Source organism: Neptunomonas phycophila (assembly GCF_001922575.1).
GTDB lineage: Bacteria > Pseudomonadota > Gammaproteobacteria > Pseudomonadales > Balneatricaceae > Neptunomonas > Neptunomonas phycophila.
Genome location: NZ_MRCI01000001.1, coordinates 237,966 through 261,401, shown reverse-complemented (window position 1 = coordinate 261,401; position 23,436 = coordinate 237,966). Strand labels below are relative to the sequence as shown.

Here is a 23,436-nt window from a genome sequence, read left to right as displayed (position 1 = left end):
CTTGATTAGTTGTCCTAAATAAAGAGCGATGTAATTTTGTCATAACGACAAAAAGGGCGACTCAATGAGCCGCCCTGCGCATTCTACCGATTTACGCGTTATTTATAAACCGGGAAACGCGCGCAGATATCAACAACCTGGCCTTTAACACGTGCAATAACGTCTTCGTTATTGATGTCATCAAGAATATCGCAGATCCAATTAGTTAACTGGGCCACTTCTTCCTCTTTAAAGCCGCGACGTGTCACCGCAGGTGTACCAATGCGAATACCCGATGTCACAAACGGAGAGCGCGGGTCATTAGGTACCGAGTTTTTATTCACGGTAATATTTGCGCGACCTAACGCAGCATCGGCATCTTTACCCGAGAACTCTTTGTCGATCAAATCGACCAAGAAAAGGTGGTCTTCAGTGCCATTTGAAACGATGTTAATACCACGAGACATAAATGTCTCAGCCATCGCTTGTGCGTTTTTAACTACTTGCGCTTGGTATGCTTTCCACTCAGGCTCCATTGCTTCTTTGAAGCAAACGGCTTTAGCAGCAATAACGTGCATGAGTGGGCCACCTTGCGATTCAGGGAATACCGCAAAGTTTAATTTTTTCTGCAGATCTTCATCAGCTAGCTTAGATAAGATCAAACCGCCACGTGGACCACCTAATGTTTTATGCGTCGTTGTAGTCACCACGTGCGCATGATCCATTGGAGATGGGTACACGCCCGCCGCCACTAAACCTGCAATGTGTGCCATATCAACGAATAGATAAGCACCTACTTTATCAGCGATTTCACGGAATTTAGCCCAGTCCACAATACGAGAATACGCAGAGAAACCAGCCACAATCATTTTTGGCTTATGCTCAACCGCTAAGCGCTCAACTTCGGCGTAGTCAATTTCACCCGTATCAGGATTTAGACCGTACTGAACTGCGTTGTAGATACGCCCAGAGAAAGAAACCGATGCACCATGAGTTAAGTGGCCGCCATGTGCCAAGCTCATACCTAAAATAGTATCGCCTGCTTTACACAACGCCATATAAACAGCCGCGTTAGCTTGTGAGCCAGAGTGCGGCTGAACATTAGCATAAGTTGCGCCGAACAATTCGCAAGCACGATCAATGGCTAGCTGCTCAACAATATCAACATACTCACAGCCGCCGTAATAACGCTTATTAGGATAGCCTTCAGCGTATTTATTCGTCAGAGCAGAACCTTGCGCTTCCATCACACGAGGGCTGGTGTAGTTTTCAGATGCGATTAGTTCGATGTGCTCTTCCTGACGCGTCGTTTCTGATTGCATCGCTGACCACAGATCGGCGTCAAAGTCGGCAATTGACATATCTTTGCTAAACATAGCTATCCCCTAAGATGTAGGTCTTACCCGATATAGGACGGGCTTTCAAAAAAAGGTCGTTAATTATACGCCTAAAGCAGAAGAAAACACACTTGAAACTCGATCACGTTTCAACAAACTGCATTCATATTTTGAGCAGATCATCGTTAGACTGTGCGGAAAAGTTCCGAACCGTGATAAACTCCGCGCGTTTACTTTATCGACACCCTTAAATATAGGTATCCAAAATGCGCTTTGTTCGTTGGTTTCTAGGTAATCTCATCCTCTTTATCGATTTTATTACGACACCACGTGGTATTAAACGATCCCCTGATGCACAAGCTCAAGTAGATCAACAGACACGCATGCTAGCACTCTACCAATTCCATGCCTGTCCTTTCTGCGTCAAAGTTCGTCGCTCAATGAAACGTTTCAGCCTTAATATCGAATTACGTGACGCCAAAAACAACAGCATGTATCGAGAAGAGCTAGAAAAGGAAGGTGGCCGTATCAAGGTCCCTTGTTTGCGGATAACAAATGATGACGGTAGCGTTAGCTGGATGTATGAGTCCTCTGACATTATTCGTTACTTAGAAAAGCGTTTTGTTGAATCAACACCAACAAATAGCCAACACAGCAAAGCGTAAATCACAGCGTTAGCACAAATAAGCTCCCCGAAAGCGTGACGAGATTAGCAATCGCCACGCTGCAAGGTTAAAATCAGCGGCAATTGATCGAACATCACCGCTGAGGGCTTATGGCACAGTACGTTTATACAATGAATCGCTTAGGCAAGATTGTTCCGCCTAAGCGTCAAATTCTCAAAGATATTTCTTTATCCTTCTTTCCTGGCGCCAAAATTGGCGTGCTCGGCTTAAATGGTTCGGGTAAATCAACCCTTCTAAAAATTATGGCGGGCGTAGATACCGATTTCATCGGCGAAGCGCGTCCCATGCCAGATTTGAACGTAGGTTATTTGCCTCAAGAACCGCAGCTAGATGACAGCAAAACAGTTCGCGAAATTATCGAAGAAGCGGTAAGCGATGTTAAAAATGCTATGGCTGAGCTCGATCAGGTATATGCGGCCTACGCAGAGCCTGATGCCGATTTTGAAGCACTAGCTAAGAAACAAGAAACACTTGAAAACCTCATTACCGCTAAAGATGGTAATAACCTTGATCTTGCTTTAGAGCGCGCAGCAGATGCCATGCGCCTACCACCTTGGGAAGCTAAAGTTGAGCACTTATCCGGTGGTGAACGTCGCCGTGTAGCGCTATGTCGCTTATTACTTGAAAAACCTGACATGCTGCTACTTGATGAGCCGACCAACCACTTGGATGCCGAGTCCATCGCGTGGATTGAACGCTTCTTACAAGAGTATACGGGCACTGTTGTGGCTATTACCCATGACCGTTATTTCCTCGATAATGCAGCTGGCTGGATCTTAGAGCTAGACCGTGGACACGGCATTCCTTATGAAGGCAACTATTCATCTTGGCTTGAGCAAAAAGAAAACCGTTTAGCTCAAGAAAGCAAACAGGAAGCCGCACACCAAAAAGCCGTTAAGTCCGAGCTTGATTGGGTACGCCAAGGGCAGAAAGGCCGCCAAGCAAAATCTAAAGCGCGCTTAAAACAGTTTGAAGAAATGAATTCTCGCGAATTCCAAGAGCGGAACGAAACACAAGAAATCTATATTCCGCCAGGACCTCGTTTGGGTGACAAAGTCATAGAAATCAATAACGTAAGCAAAGCCTACGGCGACAAGTTACTGATAGAAAACATGAATGTTAGCATCCCTCAAGGAGCTATTGTTGGTGTTATTGGCGGTAACGGTGCGGGTAAATCAACGTTATTTAAAATGATTGCCGGCGAAGAAAAGCCTGATAGCGGCGAAGTTGTTCTAGGCAGCACAGTCAAGCTGGCTTATGTTGACCAAATGCGTGAGCTCGATGGAAATAACACCGTATGGCAAGAGCTGTCAGACGGTCAAGACATCATCACAATCGGCAACTACCAAACATCATCACGCGCCTATTGCGGTCGTTTCAACTTCAAAGGCTCCGACCAGCAAAAACGAGTGGGCGATCTATCAGGTGGTGAACGCAACCGACTGCACCTAGCTAAGCTACTAAAAGAAGGTGGCAACGTTTTACTACTCGATGAGCCAACCAACGATTTGGATGTAGAAACACTGCGTGCACTAGAGGAAGCGCTGCTAGCGTTCCCAGGTTGTGCCGTTGTGATCTCGCATGACCGCTGGTTCTTAGACCGCGTGTGTACGCATATGCTAGCGTACGAAGGCGACTCTCAAGTCACTTTCTTTGATGGCAACTACACTGAGTACGCTGAAGACTTTAAAAAGCGCTTCGGCAAAGACCACCAGCCAGAGCGCATTAAATACAAGCGCATCAACTAGTTACACAATAAAGCCCCGTTTAGGGGCTTTTTATTTTCTGTAATTTCACGCCACATTTTTACAGAAAATTGACTATCATAAATAGAGTTTATGAAACTGGCCTATTGGCCTACGGAGGCTGCTGTGACCACCCCTACTACTGAACGCCGTCGATTCGCTCGCATTCACTTTGATGGCGACTGTATGTTTTATTCTGATACTGTCAAAGCCCCACTTAAAATCAATGACATTAGCTTTAAAGGCGTATTAGCCGAATCAGAACACCTACCTGAGCTAAAAGTCGACGATAAAGGCTTACTGATTATACAGCTCGATGCAGGCGAAACCCGGATCGAAATGCCCGTTACAGTCAATCATTTAACGGCTCGGTGCATCGCATTCCAAGCTGGCACCATGGAACTGGAAAGCATCGCCTACTTGCGCCGATTGGTCGAGCTCAACTTAGGCGATCCATCTTTGCTAGAACGCGAATTAGAAAATTTAGTGGCTCAAGAATAACAAACGGGTCCAGCTCTTTTATGCCAGCACTTTGTCGGGATCAGCTATCGTACTTAAATAGCATCTAGCGCTTCTTCTAATCGCGAGACGCCGACCACTTCCAAGCCAGGAATTTTTTCTTTCGGTGCATTGCCTTTAGGAACAATAGCCCTTGTAAAGCCATGTTTGGCCGCCTCTCTAATACGCTCTTGGCCATTAGGAACAGGACGGATCTCCCCCGACAAGCCAACTTCCCCAAATACCATCAAGTCTTGAGGTAAGGCGCGGTCGCGATAGCTCGAAACAACCGCCAGCAACAAGGCTAAATCGGCACTGGTTTCAAGCACCTTCACGCCACCTACGACGTTGACGAAAACATCCTGATCTCCCATATGCATACCGCCATGACGATGCAACACAGCTAGCAACATCGCCAACCGATTAGCTTCTAACCCCACGGCAACTCGGCGAGGGTTATTCATATGCGACTCATCTACTAAGGCTTGAATCTCAACCAGTAAAGGGCGAGTTCCTTCCCACACCACCATCACTACACTGCCTGGGCTTGGCTTTTCACCACGATTAAGAAAAATCGAGCTTGGGTTCTTCACCTCTTTCAAGCCTGTTTCAAGCATGGCAAATACACCTAACTCGTTCACAGCACCAAAGCGATTTTTATGAGACCGTAGCGTCCTAAACCGACTATCCGACGAGCCTTCCAGCTGCAGCGAGCAGTCGATCATATGCTCCAGCACTTTTGGCCCCGCTAGCGAGCCGTCTTTAGTAACGTGCCCTACTAAAAATAAAACCGTACCCGTTTGCTTCGCATAGCGCGTCAAATCCGCCGCCGATTCCCTTACTTGCGCAACGGAGCCCGGAGCTGACGAGATCTCTGCCATATGCATAACTTGGATAGAATCAATGACGATCACTTTTGGCTGCAGTTCAGAAGCCACCTGTGTTATCGACTCCACACTGGTTTCCGATAACATTTTGAGCTGATCCGCTTTTAAGCCTAGGCGATGCGCCCGCATTGCCACCTGCTGCAATGACTCCTCTCCAGTTATGTAAAGCGCCGGCATTTTTTCAGCAAGGTAACACATAATTTGCAACAAAAGCGTGCTTTTACCAGCTCCGGGATGCCCTCCCATTAATACTGCCGAGCCTTGAACCAAACCTCCACCTAGTACCCGATCAAGCTCATTAGACCCTGTAGACATACGCGGCATTTCGGCCAAGTTCACTTCACTTAAGCTTTGCACTCGCCCGCTGGTTTTGCCCGCATACCCATCAAAGCGAGGCTTAGCAGCCGCGCTTTTTTCTGTGGCGCCCAAACGCATTTCGGTTAATGTATTCCATGCTTGGCATGCTGTGCACTGACCTTGCCACTTTGAGTAATCAGCACCACACTCGGTGCAAACATACGCGGTTTTGGTTTTAGCCATAATGCCTACTACCTACCTAAATATTTTATGAACATTACTTAATTAACAAAACTTTAGCATAAGAAACGCTAAAAATATGTATATCCATACAGCTTTTAAACTCATTTAATGAGTTTAATATAAAAGAGACAACACATGGGTATATAGATCTGCTTCCTCGTCTATCCACAAAAAAGGACGCTCGAAGCGCCCTTTTAAATCATTCGTTATTTCAACTGCTCTCAGGCATGGTACTTAGCACTGAGCTCGTGCACAGCATCCACAAACACCTTTGCATGATCCGGATCGGCAAACTGATGAATACCATGACCCAAGTTAAAAACTTGACCATTCCCCGGCCCAAAGCGCTCTAGAATATCAGCCACTTCTGCCCGGATACGCTCAGGAGATGCATACAATACGCTGGGGTCCATATTGCCCTGCAAGGCCACTTGACCGCCAACACGCTGGCGAGCCTCACCAATATCTGTCGTCCAATCAACACCTAGTGCATCAGGCTTAGCAGCTGCCATAGACTCCAACCACTGACCGCCATTCTTAGTGAACATAATCACTGGCACTTTGCGGCCTTCATGTTCTCGTATCAGGCCAGCGACAATGCGCTCCATATAAGCCAGCGAAAACTGTTGATACATTTCACGACTCAATACGCCGCCCCAAGTATCAAAAATCTGGACCGCTTGAGCACCTGCACGAATCTGCGCGTTTAGATAAGTCGTTACCGATTGCGCAAGTTTATCCAGCAGTGCATGTAACACGTCGGGCTCGGCATACATCATTTTTTTAATATGACGGAAATCCTTCGAAGAACCGCCCTCAACCATATAGGTCGCCAGCGTCCAAGGGCTGCCAGAGAAGCCTATAAGAGGAACCCTACCGTTTAACGCACCACGTATTTCTGTGACGGCGTTCATTACATAATCCAAATCGACTTCCGCATTTGGAACGACGATATCAGACACATCTTTTTCTGTGCGGATGATCTTTTTAAAGCGCGGCCCTTCGCCCTGCTCAAAATACAAACCCAAATCCATAGCATCAGGAATTGTTAAAATATCCGAAAATAGGATTGCAGCATCTAAATCAAAACGCTCAAGGGGCTGCAGTGTCACCTCACAAGCCAACTCACGATTCTTACATAAGCTTAAGAAATCGCCAGCTTGAGCTCGGGTCGCACGGTATTCAGGAAGGTATCGCCCTGCTTGGCGCATCATCCATACGGGAGTTACGTCAACAGATTCGCGTAGTAAAGCACGCAGAAATCGATCGTTTTTTAGTGGCGCTTGTACTGTCGTTTGTGGTTCAGCCATAATCAATGTCAGCCATCATCAAGTTCGGATTCTGGCGAGCTATTCTACCGATTTCTTCACAAAAATGCGCCGCAATTCGTCCTAACTGAATTATCAATTAGGTTAGTCAACAAAATAACGAATACCGATAGCTTTAAGGCAAACAATCACCTAGCATAAATGATACTTGTTTCGATGATTGTATAATTATTAACCAAACCAGCTTATACTAAAATAACTATGCCAATCGCTGATACTAAACTACTCACATTACCAGAGACAGCAAACCATCATGACCATCAATACCACCAACTGGTGTTTGGTCTTGAAGGTGATACTGAATTTGATATCCAGGGTCGTGGTCAACACGTCAAGCTTGGCCACGGTTGTTTAGTACCTTCATCTACCGACCATGCTTTTTGCGGCATGGGTGACAATCGAATTGTTGTAATTAATATCCCAATAGACAAACTCGACGCTGGACTCATCGATCCTATTTCGCGCTTATTCAATGCGCCGTCTTATTTTACGCTCGATACTCAACGCAAGGTGCTACTGCAATCTATTTGTCGAGAAATGGCTGTCACCCCGCCCGAATCTCCTCTTCTTCAGGCATGCGGACAAGCATTATTGCTATCAATGCATAATTTCATGAACACACCTCGGCCGCGGAACAGCCAATCGGCGATAGACAAAACCGCTTTAGATCAGTACATCGCGATGAACATGCATCGTAAAATATCAATTTCTGAACTAGCCGCTTTAGTGTTTTTAAGCCCCAGCCATTTCCACAGCCGGTTTAAAGAAGCCTTCAACATCACGCCACATCAATATGTTCTACAAAAACGTTTAGAATGCGCGCGACAGAAGCTTGAGGAAGGATGGACGGTAATGAGAGCGGCTGAACATAGTGGTTTTAGCAGCCAAAGCGCATTTACGCACGCCTTTAGAGATTATTTTGCTATAACACCGGCACGCTGTAGAAAGCTTGTAAAAGAGCACTAACACATAACAAGCCAGTGCTCTTCACTTTTAATAATCAGCGCTGTTTAGATGAATACGACTATCACCAAACGATTGTTATTTATCGGACGACGATAGATTGCGATCAACCCATTCAAAGACTATCGGGTACGGTTCTGGTAACAAGCTCGATAACTGGTGTAAAGAAGCACACAAATCAGATTGCTTGGGTGCACACACATTAATATGTCCCAATTTACGACCTGCTCTTACTTCCTTCCCGTACCAATACAGCTCAGTACCTTCAACACCCAACCAACCATCATTACGCTCAACGCCAATCAAGTTAATCATAACCGTTTGGGCTTTGATACGTGCAGGTGCCAACGGCAAACCCGCTACAGCGCGCACATGGTATTCAAACTGGCTAATTGACGCTCCTGCTTGAGTCCAATGGCCACTATTATGAACACGAGGAGCCAGCTCATTGACCATTAACTGATCCCCAACTCGGAAGCACTCCATTGCCATTACGCCCACATAATTTAGCGAGGTAAGTAGCTTACCGAGCATAGACTCCGCCACAGGCTGTAACTGAGCTAAACGCGAGAGCGGAGAGACCGATGCCATAAGAATGCCATCTAAGTGCAGGTTTAGCGTTAAGGGGTAAAAGAATAGGTTACCATCTTTATCGCGCGCGCCAACTAACGACACCTCTTCATCAAATGGTATTTTCTGCTCGGCGATCGATTGATTTAGAAAATCTTCTGGAACTTGAGTGGACTCAGCATTCTTTAACCAATATTGCCCGCGCCCGTCATAGCCACCTGTTCGGCGCTTCAATAGAACCGTATCGCCTAAGGCTGAGTACAAGCTAGCAGCCGTTGTTTCCGCTTCAACGACACGCCAAGGCGCCGTAGCAATGGAAAGCTCATCCAGCAACTGCTTTTGTGTATAACGGTCAGCCAAGCGAGGAAAGACATCTTTGTTAACAAAGTTTGGATGCGCCGATAGCTGATCAGTTACAGCCGACTGGGGCCACAATTCAATCTCTGCTGTTACGGCATCGTCAGAGCCAAGACTTACCTTAGGCGCGTCAAATGCAACAGCTTCTACGTCAACATTAAGCGGCAAACCGGCATGTTTCATCATCGCGCCTAATTGCCCAGCGCCAAGAACCCACACTTTTTTCATAACAACTACGCTTCCCGAGGATCCGGATTATCTAAAATGGTTTCAGTTTGTTCGTGACGGAAGCTATCTAAACGAGCAGCAAGCTCCGCGTCTTGGTTCGCTAAAATTTGCGCCGCGAGCAAACCCGCATTGAATGCACCTGCTGTACCGATCGCCAGCGTACCTACCGCTATACCCTTGGGCATTTGCACAATAGATAACAGGCTATCCATACCGCTCAACGCTTTACTTTGAACAGGAACACCCAAAACCGGCAAACGAGTTTTAGAAGCCACCATGCCCGGTAGGTGCGCCGCACCGCCAGCCCCGGCTATGATAACTTGATAGCCATCATCCACAGCAGCAGCCGAAAACGAAAATAATTTATCAGGCGTGCGGTGAGCAGAGACTACTTCGACATGATAAGGAACCTGCAATAGGTCTAAAATATCAGACGCATTTTTCATCGTTTCCCAATCACTTTTGGAACCCATGATGATGGCAACTTTCGGCTGCATAGTAAGAAAACCCAGTTTAATCTAGTGATCTATAGTAGTGCGATAAGCGAGGCCAATCGCGAAAGCAGCGCATAATAGCAAATAACCCCGTTTTGATCTGCATAAAGTCGCATTTTAGATCGCATATGCGACATCAAATCAAAAAAGTTCCTTAAAAGCAGGGCAAAACCAACCCTCGTGTAGCTTTTCACAAAAGCTCCGTAGTTTTTCGCAAGACGAAAACTACATGTTGTCCCTAAAGTGAAACAATCATGTTTTAGGTTACTCCGCATTTTGCGAACGGCCTGTGTTGTGTTTTAGGAGAGCATACCTATGTTCAAGGCTATTGATGTCTTAACGCCCGGTTTTATCGACCAGCCACTATCGGCTATTTGGTCACTTATATCACCGCTTTACTCGGTCGACGAGTCAACTTGGTTACAAGAGCTGTTGCCCTTGGCCACCCCTACCGAGCAGGAACGCCAAAATACAACAACAGCGGCTACACAGCTGATCCAGCAAGTTCGTAAGGATGACGATGCCATCCACATGATCGACGCTTTACTACTGGAATATAGTCTAGATACACATGAAGGCATTCTTCTCATGTGCTTAGCTGAGGCTTTGATGCGCATTCCTGACGCGGATACGGCTGATGCGCTGATCCGCGACAAACTATCTGTTGCCGACTGGAAAAAACACCTTAGCAACTCAGATTCCCTATTTGTAAACGCATCGACCTGGGGCTTATTAGTCACAGGAAAAGTCGTAACAATGGATGAAAATGAAGACGGCACGCCTTCCAATGTTATCAATCGCCTTGTTAACCGCGTATCCGAGCCTGTAATTCGTAAAGCCATGAATCAGGCGATGAAGATCATGGGGCACCAATTTGTATTAGGTCGCAACATGAAAGAAGCCCTTAAACGCGGCCACGGCTTTCGCGACAAAGGCTACACCTACTCGTTTGACATGCTAGGCGAAGCAGCTTTAACACAGCAAGATGCAAATAAGTACTTCGACGATTACATGAAAGCCATTACGGCTGTCGGTAACGACGGCTACCAAGGCAGCAACTCTCCTAGCCCAACCATTTCTATTAAGCTTTCTGCCCTGCACCCTCGCTACGAGGTAGGACAAAGTGAGCGTGTGATGGGAGAAATGCGTGAACAACTACTTGGGCTTATTCGCCATGCGCGATCGCTTAATGTGGGTATCACCATTGATGCAGAAGAAGCCGACCGCCTAGAGTTGTCTTTGCACTTATTCAAATCACTATACGAGCACCCAGACACCCGCGGCTGGGGTCAGTTTGGTTTAGTAGTCCAAGCCTACTCAAAACGCGCGCTACCGGTCCTCGCTTGGTTAGCAGCCCTTGCCAAACAACAAGGAGACTGTATTCCTCTGCGTCTAGTTAAAGGCGCGTACTGGGATACTGAAATTAAAAACTGCCAACAGCGCGGTCTTAGCGGTTACCCGGTTTATACTCGCAAAGAAGCGACTGACACGTCTTACCTAGCTTGTGCGCGCTTCCTATTGAGTGAATCCGTTCGTGGGAATATCTTCCCGCAGTTTGCCAGCCATAATGCCCACACAGTAGCGGCCATTACTCAAATTGCCCAACACTCAGATTTTGAGTTCCAACGACTTCACGGCATGGGCGATGCTCTATACAACACTGTAATCAAACAAAACGATGTAAACGTACGCATATACGCACCGGTAGGTAGCCATAAAGACTTGCTTCCTTACCTCGTACGCCGTTTACTTGAAAACGGAGCCAACAGCTCATTTGTTCACCGTTTGGTGGACGCTCGCTGCCCTATTGAGGACCTTGTTCACCATCCCGCAGACGTCCTTGCGGGCCGTTCACCACTGGCTAATCCTCACATTCCGTTACCAGCTGACCTTTACGGTGATGAGCGTCGTAACTCACAAGGCTTCAACATCGAAATTGAGCACGAGTGGTCAACGTTTAGCGATCGCATTAAGCCTTTCATGCAGACACAATGGAAGGCTGGCCCTCTTATCAATGGCCAATTAATAACCGAAAACGTGGACATTAAATCTGTTCTAGCACCATACGACCACAGCGAAACCGTAGGTAGCATCGGATGGGCTAATGCTAATTTGGTTAATGATGCTCTGAACACCGCCGCCCAAGCCTACCCTGCATGGCGTGATACGCCAGTGAATGAGCGCGCAACGGCGTTAGAAAAGCTAGCTGATTTATTGGAAGAAAACTACGGCGAGTTCATGGCTCTTTGTCATCGTGAAGCCGGAAAAACAATCCAAGACAGTATTGATGAAGTCCGCGAGGCCGTTGATTTCTGCCGTTATTATGCTGTCCAAGCACGCAAAAACATGAGTGCTCCCGTCAGCTTCACTCGCCATGATCAACGCACCGTTCAGATGACTCGTAAAGGACGCGGCGTATTCGTGTGCATTTCGCCCTGGAACTTCCCGTTAGCGATATTTTTAGGCCAAGTTACTGCAGCCTTAGCCGCAGGCAACACGGTTATTGCTAAACCTGCAGAGCAAACAGGTCTTATTGCATTTCGTGCTATTGAACTCATGCTTGAAGCTGGCATTCCAGCCGGAGCTATTCAGTTTATGCCGGGTGATGGTGCGACAGTAGGTGCACCGCTGACCTCCGATAGCCGTGTAGCTGGCGTTGCCTTCACCGGCTCCACTGATACAGCTCGTTTAATTAACGCCGCTTTAGCAACACGTGACGCAGCGCCTGTGCCATTCATCGCTGAGACCGGCGGTCAAAACGCAATGATTATTGACTCTACATCTTTGCCTGAGCAAGTGGTACGTGATGTGGTTCGATCCGCTTTTGCATCAGCCGGCCAACGTTGTTCTGCGCTTCGAGTGCTGTTTGTACAACAGGATGTAGCTGATCGAATCATCCCTATGATCAAAGGTGCCATGCAAGAACGCTCTGTAGGTCTGCCTGAGCAGCACAAAACCGATATAGGTCCAGTTATTGACCGTGAAGCGCAAAGCGGCTTACTTAACCATATTGCACGCCTCAAACAAGAAGCAACACTCATTGCAGAGTCTCCTTTACCGGCGTACGCTGAAAAAGGAACGTTTGTTGCTCCAACTGCATTTGTTATCGATTCTATCGACCAGCTTACCGAAGAGCAGTTTGGCCCTATTCTTCACGTAGTCCGCTATAAAGCGAAAGAGCTGGATGCGGTTATCGATCGCATTAATGCAACAGGTTTCGGCCTCACTTTAGGGGTGCATTCACGCAACGAAACGACAGCCAAGCATATTGCACAGCGCGTAAAAGCTGGCAACATATATATCAACCGAGATCAAGTCGGCGCTGTTGTTGGGGTTCAACCTTTCGGCGGACAAGGTCTTTCAGGTACCGGCCCTAAAGCCGGCGGGCCGCACTATCTCAATCGTTTTACGGTAGAACACCATACCGTTTTAGATACAGCTCAGGCATAAGGGGAAGAACATGACTGAATTAAACACTCAGACCCAATCAGCCTTGTCAGCACAAGAGCTATGGAATAATAAAAGCGCGGCTGCTCGAGTGGCACTTTTAACCCCGATCGCGCAACATTATTCATTAGCGGCGTGGCTACTTGAAAAAATAGCTAACCATATGGAAGAAGAGCTGGTTTTACCAGGACCAACGGGTGAAGCAAATACACTGCTATGGGGTGGACGCGGCGTTGTAGCTGTATGTTGCGACGACACAGCATCCACACCAGCAGCCAGTAATGCATTTGCAGCTCACGCCTTTACAGCATTGGCGACTGGCAACGCTGTCGTCTTACAAGCGTGCTCACCTGCGGCAAAAGCACTAGCTTCCTCTTTGGCTGAAGCCTTGCCAAAAGGGCTCGTACATATCAGCGACTCCTCTCTAGAAACGCTAGCGAACGATATTAATTTTGCGGCATACGCCTTTGTCGGAAGTGCCGAAAACGAAACAGTACTCAACCGCCTTTTATCAAAGCGCGGAGGAGCATTGGCGCAGTTAATCTCAGAAACCGACTGGGATAACAGCGTGCTACAAACTAGCCAAGATTACCCTTGGCGGTTTACGACAGAAACCACTCTCACCGTAAACACTACGGCCGTGGGTGGGAACGCCTCGTTGCTGGAATTGGGTGGCAGCAACGATCATTAAAAAAAGAATAACGCCAGCGCAATGTCTGGCGTTTTTTTCATCTATCGGCCAGTAAACCCTGTGCTTACTGGAAACTATACTTATAAAAGGGGTCATCTCAATGATTGAGAATAGCGGTGCAATTATAGGCACTTTTATCGTCTATCTGGGTTTAATGCTCGCCATTGGTGTGTACGCATACAGGCGCACAGCCAATTCTTCCGACTACTTCTTAGGTGGTCGTACATTAGGACCGTGGCCAGCGGCATTATCGGCCGGCGCTTCTGACATGAGCGGCTGGTTGCTTTTGGGGTTACCCGGTTACGCCTTTTCATCAGGCTTAGAATCTTTGTGGCTAGGAGGAGGCTTATTGTTAGGTACATGGCTCAACTGGTTACTGGTTGCCAAGCGCCTACGCACTTATAGCTTTGTTGCTGAAGATGCGATCACTCTTCCTGAATTTTTCGCTAAGCGCTTCCAAGACAAATCTAATTTGTTGCAAGTAATTTCCGCTTTTTTCATTTTGCTGTTCTTCTTGTTTTATACCAGCTCGGGTCTAGTTGCAGGCGGCAAATTATTTGAAACTGTGTTCGGTTTGGATTACACCCTCGCACTTGTCATCGGCACGGTATGTGTAGTCTCTTACACTTTATTCGGTGGTTTCTTAGCGGTATCTTGGACTGACCTTGTACAAGGTCTATTAATGGCTGCGGCATTGGTTGCTGTTCCTGTAATTGCTATGCAGTCTGAAGGCGGATTTGACGCTCTCTTTGCTGCTGTAGAAGCCAAGAACCCAGAACTTCTCACTATTTGGAATGACGCATCAGGTGAGCCTCTCACATGGATTGCCATTGTATCGCTAGCAGCTTGGGGCTTAGGCTACTTTGGCCAACCGCACATTTTAGCTCGTTTTGCGGCTATCCGAAGCAATGCTGATGTACCTACAGCTCGTCGTATCGCTGTAACTTGGTCAGCCATTGCAATGGCCGGTGCTATATTAGTTGGCTTCACCGGTATGATTTACGTGGATACCAACCTTGCAGGCACTTTAGGTGACGGCGAAAAAATCTTCATGGTTTTAGTGAACGCAATGTTCCACCCCGTTGTGGCCGGTATTCTATTAGCTGCGATCTTGGCTGCCATTATGAGTACTGCTGACTCACAACTGCTTGTATCTTCTTCTGCATTAGCCGAAGACTTTTACAAGCAAGTGTTCAATAAAGATGCTACCCAAAAGCAAGTTGTCTTAGTGGGTCGCGTAGCGGTTATTGGTTTATCCATTATTGCTCTTTTACTGGCACTTAACCCTGATAGCTCAGTACTTGGCCTAGTGTCTTACGCATGGGCAGGCTTTGGTGCTGCATTCGGCCCTACGCTAGTTCTAAGCCTCTACTGGAGCGCTATGAACCGCAAAGGCGCCTTGGCGGGTGTAGTTGTTGGTGGCCTAACTGTAGTTGTCTGGAAACAACTCAGCGGCGGTTTGTTCGACTTGTACGAAATTGTACCAGGCATTGTGTTCGCTACAATCGCGATTGTTGCCGTAAGCCTAGCAACTGGCGAGCCTAGCGATGAAGTTAAAGCTCAGCACAAACGCTTCAAAGACGCGCTTTAAGCCAAGTCGAAGCCCCCAACCTAAAGAGATCGAACTATGCAGATCTCTTTAGGTACACCTTAAAACACTAAGGTGTCAGAAACAAAAAAGCCGCTAATAAAATTAGCGGCTTTTTTAGGTCCGTAAACAGATGACCATTTACTACATGTCGTGTCTTAAACCTCTAAAAAGTCCAAGATACCTTCAGCTGCTTTGCGGCCTTCAGCAATAGCCGTCACCACCAAATCAGAACCACGAACCATGTCACCACCGGCAAACACTTTATCGTTCGTTGTTTGGAACGCATGACGACCAAGTTCAGGACTCTCCGGCGCGATCACCCGCCCATCTTGGTGCAAATCTATACCAAAATCAGCAAACCATGGAGCAGGGCTTGGACGGAAACCAAAAGCGACAAGCACAGCGTCAGCAGGCAACACCTCTTCAGAACCCGGCACCACTTCAGCACGCTGACGGCCGTTTTCATCTGGCTCACCCATTTGCGTGCTAACCACTTTGATACCAACAACTTTTCCGTTTTCACCAACAACCTCGACAGGTTGACGGTTAAACTGAAACTTAACGCCCTCTTCACGTGCATTTTCCACTTCACGCTTAGAACCTGGCATATTGGCTTCATCACGACGATAAGCACACACAACGCTTTTAGCACCCTGACGGATTGAGGTACGGTTACAGTCCATTGCTGTATCGCCGCCACCCAATACGACCACCCGCTTTCCTTTCATCCCTATGTAATCCGCTTCATCTTTTTCAAAACCAAGGCAACGATTAACATTAGAAATTAAGAAAGGCAGTGCATCATAAACACCTTCAAGCTCTTCGCCTGGGAATCCACCTTTCATGTAGGTATATGTACCCATGCCTAAGAAGACAGCATCGTATTGGTCGATTAAGTCCTGCATTTGAACATCTTTACCAACTTCGGTGTTAAGGCGGAACTCAACACCCATATCGGTAAAAATTTCGCGACGACGAGACATAACATCTTTTTCGAGCTTAAACTCAGGTATCCCGAACGTCAGCAAGCCACCCACTTCTGGGTTACGATCAAAGACAACTGGCGTCACACCGTTACGCACCAAAATATCAGCCGCGGCTAATCCCGCAGGGCCAGCACCGATGATGGCCACTTTCTTGTCTGTTTTGACAACATGCGACATATCAGGACGCCACCCCATCGCAAAGGCAGTATCAGTGATGTATTTTTCAACAGAGCCGATGGTCACAGCACCAAAGCCTTCATTCAGCGTACACGCGCCTTCACATAATCGATCTTGCGGACATACACGACCACAGACTTCAGGCAACGAGTTGGTTTGATGGCTTAATTCAGCGGCTTTAATGATATTCCCTTCTGATACCAACTTGAGCCAGTTAGGAATATGGTTATGAACCGGACATTTCCATGAGCAATACGGGTTACCGCACTCTAAACAACGATGGGACTGCTCTGCAGCCTCTTCGCCTTTATAAGGCTCATAAATCTCGGCGTACTGTTTTTTACGAACAGATGCTTTGATCTTCTTGGGGCCTTCACGACCCACATCGAGGAACTGAAAATCGTTATTGAGACGTTCAGTCATATTGTCACCTCGTTTGAGGCACCCTTCAAAGGTGCAAATTAAAACTGGTTAGTGGTTAGCGCACAAACGGCAGCTTGACCACATTACTACTCGAAACTTAACTGTGAACTTGAGGCCTGTAGGATGTAAGCAAAGCGCATACCATACCAACAGGCCTTCGATATCACCGTATTATTCTGGGCGCTTACGTACGCTATTCATTAGATCGTTAATGCTGGCAGCTTTAGGTTTCACTAACCAGAAACGACCCAAGTAGTCTTCGTAGTTATCAAGGATCTCTTGACCCCACGCGCTACCCGTTTCTTTAACAAACTTGATGATGACTGAGCGTAAGTGGTTCTTATAAACCTCCATATGCTCAATATGAATACGATGTATCTCGACTAGCTCGTGGTTATATTTATCCACGAAGTTCTTTTCAAGATCTAATACATAAGCAAAGCCACCGGTCATACCCGCACCGAAGTTATAGCCTGTCGGGCCTAAAACCGTGACAAGACCGCCGGTCATGTACTCACAGCAGTGATCCCCGGCCCCTTCAATAACTGCATGACAGCCAGAGTTACGCACAGCGAAACGCTCACCTGCCGTACCCGCTGCATACAATTTACCACCGGTAGCTCCGTATAAGCAGGTATTACCAATGATAGAAGTCTCATTCGACTTGATTGTTACTTCGCGGAACGGACGGATAACGACTTTACCGCCAGCCATGCCTTTACCTACGTAATCGTTGGCATCACCCTCTAGATACAGTGACTGACCACCCGCATTCCACACACCAAACGACTGTCCAGCATGACCTTTAAAACGGAAAGTAATCGGTGATGACTCCATCCCTAAATCGCCATAACGCTTAGCGATAGCTCCCGACGTACGGGCACCTACGGAGCGGTCACAGTTGGTAATGGTCAATTCCCATTCACCGCCTGTTTTGTTTTCTATGCTCTCTAGCGACATCGCTAACATTTCAGTGTTTAACGAGCCTTGGTCATATGGCTCATTACGCGGCTTTTGACAGATCTGAGGATATTCAGCCGGTACACCTGCATCACTGATGATCGGCGACAAGTCCAAATTCTTTTGTTTAGAAGTAAAACCTTCCGCTAACTCTAGCAAATCAACGCGGCCAACTAACTCATCCATGGTTCTCACACCCATGGCTGCCATCCACTCTCGTGCTTCTTCAGCTACAAAGCGGAAGAAGTTCTTTGCCATTTCGACAGTACCACGGAAATGATCACGACGAAGCTCTTCATTTTGAGAAGCCACACCGGTTGCACAGTTATTTAGGTGGCAAATACGTAAATATTTACATCCCAGCGCAACCATTGGCATAGTACCAAAACCAAAGCTTTCTGCTCCAAGCATAGCGCCTTTCACAACATCCAAACCGGTTTTAAGACCACCGTCAGTTTGCAAACGGATATTGCCACGCAAATGGTTAGCACGTAGTGACTGGTGCGCATCTGCCAAGCCTAATTCCCACGGAGAGCCCGCATAGTGAATAGACGTTAATGGAGAAGCCGCTGTACCACCATCGTAGCCAGAGATAGTAATTAAATCGGCATACGCCTTAGCAACACCACACGCAATTGTGCCGACACCTGGACGTGATACCAATTTTACAGATACCAATGCTTCAGGGTTCACTTGTTTCAAATCGAAGATCAGCTGAGCCAAATCTTCAATCGAATAAATATCATGATGTGGTGGAGGCGATATTAGCGTCACACCCGGAACGGAATAACGCAAACGGGCAATCAGCTCATTTACCTTACCGCCAGGTAACTGTCCGCCTTCACCTGGTTTAGCGCCTTGAGCTACTTTAATCTGCATAACATCAGCACTACTCAAGTAACCCGGTGTTACACCGAAGCGACCAGAAGCAACCTGTTTAATTTTAGATCGCTTATTAGTGCCGTGACGAACAGGATCTTCACCACCTTCGCCAGAGTTAGACCGGCCACCTAGCTCATTCATCGCCATTGCTAGCGCCTCATGAGCCTCAGGCGATAAAGCACCCAACGACATTGCGGCAGAGTCGAATCGTTTTAATATATTTTCAACCGGCTCAACCTCATCCAGAGGAATAGGTTTAACGCCTTTTTTAAGCGACAGTAAATCACGGAGCGTAGCGACTGGGCGCTTGTTAACAAGATCAGCATAGATACGATATTTAGCCGGATCTCCTGTTTGCACAGCCTCGTGAATGGTACGCACCACATCAGGGTTGTACGCATGGTACTCACCATCATGTGTATATTTGAGCAAGCCACCTTGCTGAATAGGCTTACGTGCAGTCCACGCTTCCTTAGCCAGCAACGACTGCTCAAATTGGAAATCTTCGAAGCGAGCCCCTTCAATCCGGCTAGTAACACCATTAAAGCAAAGATCAACCACTTCAGAACTCAAACCAATGGCTTCAAACAATTGCGCGCCACGGTAAGAGGCAATAGTTGAAATCCCCATCTTAGACAGGATTTTCATTAAGCCTTTCTTGATGCCTTTGCGATAATTTTCATGGCTCTCAAGCGGTGACAATGGAATCTCACCGTCTTTACACAAATCAGTCAAGACGCGATATGCCATGTACGGGAATACTGCCGTTGCACCAAAGCCAAACAAAACAGCAAAGTGATGAGGATCTCGAGCGGTGCCGGTTTCAACAATGATGTTGGCATCACAACGCAGACCGGTTTCTACTAGACGATAGTGCACAGCACCTGTCGCCATCGAAGCATGAACAGGGAGCTTGCCTTGCTCAATATCCGAGTCAGACAAAATAATGAGGGATTTTCCTGCACGAACGGCCTCTTCAGCCTGATCAACGATTAGCGTAATCGCCTGCTTCAAGCTTGTTGTTTCTGGGTCGTAATGCAGGCTTATTTGAGCGACTTCAAAGCCCTTCTCGGTATTATCACGCAAACGTTTAAACTTAGAGGCGGATAAAACAGGACTTGTCAGAATAACCCGACGCGCATGCTCGGCCGTCTCTTCGAACATATTTTGTTCGCGACCTAAGCAGGTTTCAAGCGACATCACGATGGCTTCTCGCAATGGATCGATTGGCGGGTTAGTCACCTGTGCAAACTGCTGACGGAAGTAATCATACGGTGAGCGAATGCGGCTAGAAAGCACAGCCATTGGCTTATCATCACCCATGGAACCAACAGCTTCCATACCGGACTCGCCTAAAGGACGTAAGATTTGCTCACGTTCTTCAAACGTCACTTGGTACATTTTCATGTACGCTTTTAACTCGTCAGCCGACATGTCCGTGAAGGATCTTGCTTCCTCATGGTTATCCAATGTCTGCTCTAAGCGTAATGCGTTCTCTTTAAGCCATTTTTTATAAGGCTTAGCCGCTTTGAGACGGTTATCGACATCAGCTGTATGTAAAATTTCACCAGTCTGAGTGTCAATCGCCAAGATTTGACCAGGACCCACGCGTCCTTGTGCCACAATGTCTTCCGGCTTGTAAGAAAACACGCCGATCTCAGATGCCGTGCAGATATAATCCTGCTTAGTCATTACCCAACGCGACGGACGCAAGCCGTTTCGGTCAAGCATACACACAGCAAAACGACCATCAGTCATTACCATACCCGCTGGACCGTCCCATGGCTCCATATGCATAGAGTTATACTCATAAAATGCACGTAGATCGGAATCCATAGTATCAACGTTCTGCCAAGCTGGCGGAACCACCATACGAACAGCACGGTAGATATCAACACCGCCCGCCATCAAAAACTCCAACATATTATCCATGCTGGAAGAGTCTGAACCGGTTGTATTAACAATAGGCTGGAGTTCATTTAATTCAGGTAGCAAATCTGTAGCAAACTTACGTGAACGAGCACGCGCCCAGCTGCGGTTACCTTCGATTGTATTAATTTCACCATTATGGGCCAAGAAACGGAATGGCTGCGCCAATGGCCAGCGAGGTGCTGTGTTTGTTGAGAAACGCTGATGGTATGTACACACCGCTGTTTTCAAACGCTCATCTGCCAAATCTTTATAAAAAGCTGGCAAATCAACCGGCATCATCAAACCTTTGTATGAAATTACGCTCTCAGACAAGCTGCAGATATAAAAATCGGCATCTGAAGTCAGGGCGTTCTCGGTTTTACGACGGGCAACAAATAAACTAATACCAAAAGCACGCTCGCTATTTTGATCAGGCTCTACAAACACCTGTTCCATATGAGGGAGCGTGTCTTTTGCGATCGGCCCAAGACATGATTCATCTGTAGGCACAACACGCCAACCAGCGACTTTAAGGCCTTGAGCCTTCAATTCCTGATTCAGCGTTTCACGTGCTTTTTCAGCAAGTTTGGGTTCACGCGACATGAAAACCATGCCCACCGCATACTGCTCTCCTAATGTGATACCAAGCTCATCTTTGGTAACCATTCGAAGGAAGCTATCGGGCTTTTGCATAAGCAAACCGCAGCCGTCACCTGTCTTCCCATCGGCAGCGATACCGCCACGGTGGGTCATACACGCTAATGCTTCAATTGCCTTTAACAACAGATCATGACTGGCTTCACCTTTGAGGTGCGCCATCAGACCGAAGCCACAGTTATCCTTAAACTCACCGGGGCGATACAGACCTGTGCTCATAAGTCATTCTCACTTAAAAGTTCTTGTAAAACAAAGACTTAACAAAAAGCCTTTTCGACTGATTCTTATTATTGCAGGCAAAAAGGGACGGGTATTTTACACAGAGATACCGTTCGGGACAAATTTTAAGCAATTTGCCTTGCCCCTAAAGATTGGAAAAGCGCGATTTATGGCGCTTTTTTAAAAGAATTTACTAAAAAAGCGAAAGAAAAAGCTATTTTTTCTTTATGTCCAGCTGAACACCCCTAATACTTCTAGCCCAAGGTTTAAGACGTTTCAGCTCTTCTGGTAAGGTACTGACTGCTCGGTTGGCGGCGGTACGATCAGAATATTGACCATATACGACTACATGCCAAGGAGCACCTTTATAGACCGTTCTAAAATAATACAGTTTATCGCGATTATTTAAACCCGCCATAAACTGCGCAACACTCTGTTCCGATCTCGCACCTAATAACTGCAAAGTATACCCTTTTGCAGGCCATGCGAGTAGCTGATCCTCTTTTAACCACTTAGAGGCAGGCCCACTAGCGGCAACCTTAGCCGGTTCCACATCATTTTTCTGAACAACTTTTGGAGCTGGAGCTGGAGCTGGAGCTGGAGCTGGAGCTGGAGCTGGAGCTGGAGCTGGAGCTGGAGCTGGAGCTGGAGCTGGAGCTGGAGCTGGAGCTGGAGCTGGAGCTGGAGCTGGAGCTGGAGCTGGAACAGGTTCCTGGCTTGCTAAGGCCTCGTCAAGTATTCTTGCATTATCAACAACTTGTTGATCAACACTTGCCTCAGCAGGCACTGATTGACTCACCTGTTCGTTATCTTTAACAACAGGCGATGTCACAACTTCTGGTGCTGTGGATAAAGTGGATTCCTCAACTATATCTGACTTAGCAGGAGCTTCTACTACCGAAGGAGGCGCTTCAATAACACGTTGGTTTGCACGTAATTCTGCTTCTTGAGCCGCTAGTCGTTTGGATAACTCACTTCGCTCATCCGCCATTTCAATAGGTGCGGGTAATACCTCTGACTGATCAACGCTATCAAGCGGTAGCGTTACCGGCATAGAGACCCGTCCATCCACAATCTCAGGTTCGGAGGAAACATCACTTGGAAACAGTTGCCACAAAGAAATTCCAACTAATACCAATATGACGACTGCAATGGCAGCTATATGAGGAACAGGCAAAGGCAAACGTGAGGCTGGAGATGATGTTTCAGGCCCCTGCAACAAGTCAACACTCTCGACCAAACCTCCGGGATAACCATCACTTAATTGATAGACTTTTTTATAAGCCTTTGGTGTTAATTCAGGCCGCAGCGGGTCGAGAAGCCTAAGAAATTCATGCCCTTCTTCTTCGGTAAATGCAGATAAGGTTTCAACATGAACACGCCCCTCTAATAGCTCAGGAATACCCAACGAGACCAAGCGCTTAACTAATGACTCTTCACCAGCCAGCACCAAGCGAGGACCGCCTGTGCCGGACATGAGCAAGCCTGCTAATAATTCTATTGCTTCATCATTGAGCCACTCAGCATTATCGATAACTATCATCAAATGCTGGCCCACTTCATCCAGCGCTTTACACTGCTCATGAATAGCAGCTAATGCTTCTGCTTGTGTATTAGCCTCTAGTTGCAGCGCTTTTTTTAAAGAAATCAGAAGTGGTTTTGTGCCAGTATCTGCAGACAAACTAACAATTGCTTGCTGTGTAGAAGAGTCGCTCGTAACGTGCATAAGCTGATGAGCTAAGCGTGTTTTACCGCTTCCTGAGGCCCCAGTAACCACCAACAAAAAGTCAGAATAGCGCAATAAATGCGCCATTTTATCAACTAGCTGCAGCCGACTGGGAGGCTCATAGTAAAATTCTTGGCTCATCTGTTCCCTATGC

The 23,436-nt window shown here is 47.1% G+C and carries 15 protein-coding genes; 7 read left to right on the top strand and 8 right to left on the bottom strand.

All coding sequences use genetic code 11. The features are described 5' to 3' along the window. Window positions 1-98 precede the first annotated feature (98 nt). Window positions 99-1,355, bottom strand: coding sequence for a serine hydroxymethyltransferase (gene glyA, locus BS617_RS01170; RefSeq protein ID WP_075171097.1), 1,257 nt, complete (start codon window positions 1,353-1,355; stop codon window positions 99-101). 227 nt (window positions 1,356-1,582) lie between these two features. On the opposite strand from glyA, the gene BS617_RS01165 reads away from it, so the two are divergent. From BS617_RS01165 to BS617_RS18460, 3 genes are all read left to right on the top strand, one after another. Further along, window positions 1,583-1,981, top strand: a complete 399-nt coding sequence (locus tag BS617_RS01165; protein WP_075171096.1) for a glutathione S-transferase N-terminal domain-containing protein — start codon at window positions 1,583-1,585, stop codon at window positions 1,979-1,981. Between the two features lie 110 nt (window positions 1,982-2,091). Beyond that, window positions 2,092-3,750 carry an energy-dependent translational throttle protein EttA gene (gene ettA, locus BS617_RS01160; protein ID WP_075171095.1) on the top strand — a complete coding sequence of 553 codons (1,659 nt, stop codon included), beginning with the start codon at window positions 2,092-2,094 and terminating at the stop codon, window positions 3,748-3,750. Window positions 3,751-3,873: 123 nt separating this feature from the next. Continuing rightward, window positions 3,874-4,248 carry a PilZ domain-containing protein gene (locus BS617_RS18460; RefSeq protein ID WP_075173379.1) on the top strand — a complete coding sequence of 125 codons (375 nt, stop codon included), beginning with the start codon at window positions 3,874-3,876 and terminating at the stop codon, window positions 4,246-4,248. A 53-nt stretch (window positions 4,249-4,301) separates the two neighbouring features. Here the strand turns inward: BS617_RS18460 and radA are convergent, their stop codons facing one another. Further along, window positions 4,302-5,672 (bottom strand): DNA repair protein RadA, encoded by a 1,371-nt coding sequence (gene radA, locus BS617_RS01150; RefSeq protein ID WP_075171094.1) that lies wholly within the window; start codon window positions 5,670-5,672, stop codon window positions 4,302-4,304. Window positions 5,673-5,893: 221 nt separating this feature from the next. Further along, on the bottom strand, window positions 5,894-6,982 hold the full coding sequence (gene hemE / locus BS617_RS01145) for a uroporphyrinogen decarboxylase (protein WP_075171093.1): 1,089 nt from the start codon (window positions 6,980-6,982) through the stop codon (window positions 5,894-5,896). A gap of 219 nt (window positions 6,983-7,201) precedes the next feature. On the opposite strand from hemE, the gene BS617_RS01140 reads away from it, so the two are divergent. Beyond that, a complete protein-coding gene (locus BS617_RS01140) occupies window positions 7,202-7,966 on the top strand; it encodes a helix-turn-helix transcriptional regulator (RefSeq protein WP_075171092.1) in 765 nt (254 codons plus the stop codon). A gap of 75 nt (window positions 7,967-8,041) precedes the next feature. Here the strand turns inward: BS617_RS01140 and purK are convergent, their stop codons facing one another. Both purK and purE read right to left on the bottom strand, forming a co-directional pair. Further along, entirely contained in the window at window positions 8,042-9,118 is a 1,077-nt protein-coding gene (purK, locus tag BS617_RS01135) for a 5-(carboxyamino)imidazole ribonucleotide synthase (protein ID WP_075171091.1), read from the bottom strand. A 5-nt stretch (window positions 9,119-9,123) separates the two neighbouring features. Beyond that, a complete protein-coding gene (gene purE / locus BS617_RS01130; RefSeq protein WP_075171090.1) occupies window positions 9,124-9,615 on the bottom strand; it encodes a 5-(carboxyamino)imidazole ribonucleotide mutase in 492 nt (163 codons plus the stop codon). 312 nt (window positions 9,616-9,927) lie between these two features. Between purE and putA the strand changes: the two genes are divergently transcribed. From putA to putP, 3 genes are all read left to right on the top strand, one after another. After that, on the top strand, window positions 9,928-13,062 hold the full coding sequence (gene putA, locus BS617_RS01125; protein WP_075171089.1) for a bifunctional proline dehydrogenase/L-glutamate gamma-semialdehyde dehydrogenase PutA: 3,135 nt from the start codon (window positions 9,928-9,930) through the stop codon (window positions 13,060-13,062). A 10-nt stretch (window positions 13,063-13,072) separates the two neighbouring features. Beyond that, window positions 13,073-13,750, top strand: a complete 678-nt coding sequence (locus tag BS617_RS01120; protein WP_075171088.1) for a hypothetical protein — start codon at window positions 13,073-13,075, stop codon at window positions 13,748-13,750. A gap of 100 nt (window positions 13,751-13,850) precedes the next feature. After that, window positions 13,851-15,341 carry a sodium/proline symporter PutP gene (putP, locus tag BS617_RS01115; protein WP_075171087.1) on the top strand — a complete coding sequence of 497 codons (1,491 nt, stop codon included), beginning with the start codon at window positions 13,851-13,853 and terminating at the stop codon, window positions 15,339-15,341. Window positions 15,342-15,496: 155 nt separating this feature from the next. Here putP and BS617_RS01110 read toward each other — a convergent pair whose 3' ends face one another. The 3 genes from BS617_RS01110 to BS617_RS01100 all read right to left on the bottom strand — a co-directional run bounded on the left by BS617_RS01110 (window position 15,497) and on the right by BS617_RS01100 (window position 23,423). Next, window positions 15,497-16,927 carry an FAD-dependent oxidoreductase gene (locus tag BS617_RS01110; protein ID WP_075171086.1) on the bottom strand — a complete coding sequence of 477 codons (1,431 nt, stop codon included), beginning with the start codon at window positions 16,925-16,927 and terminating at the stop codon, window positions 15,497-15,499. Between the two features lie 171 nt (window positions 16,928-17,098). Beyond that, window positions 17,099-21,556 carry a glutamate synthase large subunit gene (gene gltB, locus BS617_RS01105; RefSeq protein ID WP_075171085.1) on the bottom strand — a complete coding sequence of 1,486 codons (4,458 nt, stop codon included), beginning with the start codon at window positions 21,554-21,556 and terminating at the stop codon, window positions 17,099-17,101. Between the two features lie 214 nt (window positions 21,557-21,770). After that, window positions 21,771-23,423, bottom strand: a complete 1,653-nt coding sequence (locus tag BS617_RS01100) for an AAA family ATPase (RefSeq protein WP_075171084.1) — start codon at window positions 23,421-23,423, stop codon at window positions 21,771-21,773. Window positions 23,424-23,436 lie beyond the last annotated feature (13 nt).

What these genes read in the sequence shown, in the direction of transcription:
- purK (WP_075171091.1), bottom strand. Translation starts at nt 9,118, where the DNA reads ATGAAAAAAGTGTGGGTTCTTGGCGCTGGGCAATTAGGCGCGATGATG.
- putP (WP_075171087.1), top strand. Translation starts at nt 13,851, where the DNA reads ATGATTGAGAATAGCGGTGCAATTATAGGCACTTTTATCGTCTATCTG.
- BS617_RS01120 (WP_075171088.1), top strand. Translation starts at nt 13,073, where the DNA reads ATGACTGAATTAAACACTCAGACCCAATCAGCCTTGTCAGCACAAGAG.
- ettA (WP_075171095.1), top strand. Translation starts at nt 2,092, where the DNA reads ATGGCACAGTACGTTTATACAATGAATCGCTTAGGCAAGATTGTTCCG.
- glyA (WP_075171097.1), bottom strand. Translation starts at nt 1,355, where the DNA reads ATGTTTAGCAAAGATATGTCAATTGCCGACTTTGACGCCGATCTGTGG.
- radA (WP_075171094.1), bottom strand. Translation starts at nt 5,672, where the DNA reads ATGGCTAAAACCAAAACCGCGTATGTTTGCACCGAGTGTGGTGCTGAT.
- hemE (WP_075171093.1), bottom strand. Translation starts at nt 6,982, where the DNA reads ATGGCTGAACCACAAACGACAGTACAAGCGCCACTAAAAAACGATCGA.
- BS617_RS01165 (WP_075171096.1), top strand. Translation starts at nt 1,583, where the DNA reads ATGCGCTTTGTTCGTTGGTTTCTAGGTAATCTCATCCTCTTTATCGAT.
- gltB (WP_075171085.1), bottom strand. Translation starts at nt 21,556, where the DNA reads ATGAGCACAGGTCTGTATCGCCCCGGTGAGTTTAAGGATAACTGTGGC.
- BS617_RS01100 (WP_075171084.1), bottom strand. Translation starts at nt 23,423, where the DNA reads ATGAGCCAAGAATTTTACTATGAGCCTCCCAGTCGGCTGCAGCTAGTT.
- BS617_RS01110 (WP_075171086.1), bottom strand. Translation starts at nt 16,927, where the DNA reads ATGACTGAACGTCTCAATAACGATTTTCAGTTCCTCGATGTGGGTCGT.
- BS617_RS01140 (WP_075171092.1), top strand. Translation starts at nt 7,202, where the DNA reads ATGCCAATCGCTGATACTAAACTACTCACATTACCAGAGACAGCAAAC.
- purE (WP_075171090.1), bottom strand. Translation starts at nt 9,615, where the DNA reads ATGCAGCCGAAAGTTGCCATCATCATGGGTTCCAAAAGTGATTGGGAA.
- putA (WP_075171089.1), top strand. Translation starts at nt 9,928, where the DNA reads ATGTTCAAGGCTATTGATGTCTTAACGCCCGGTTTTATCGACCAGCCA.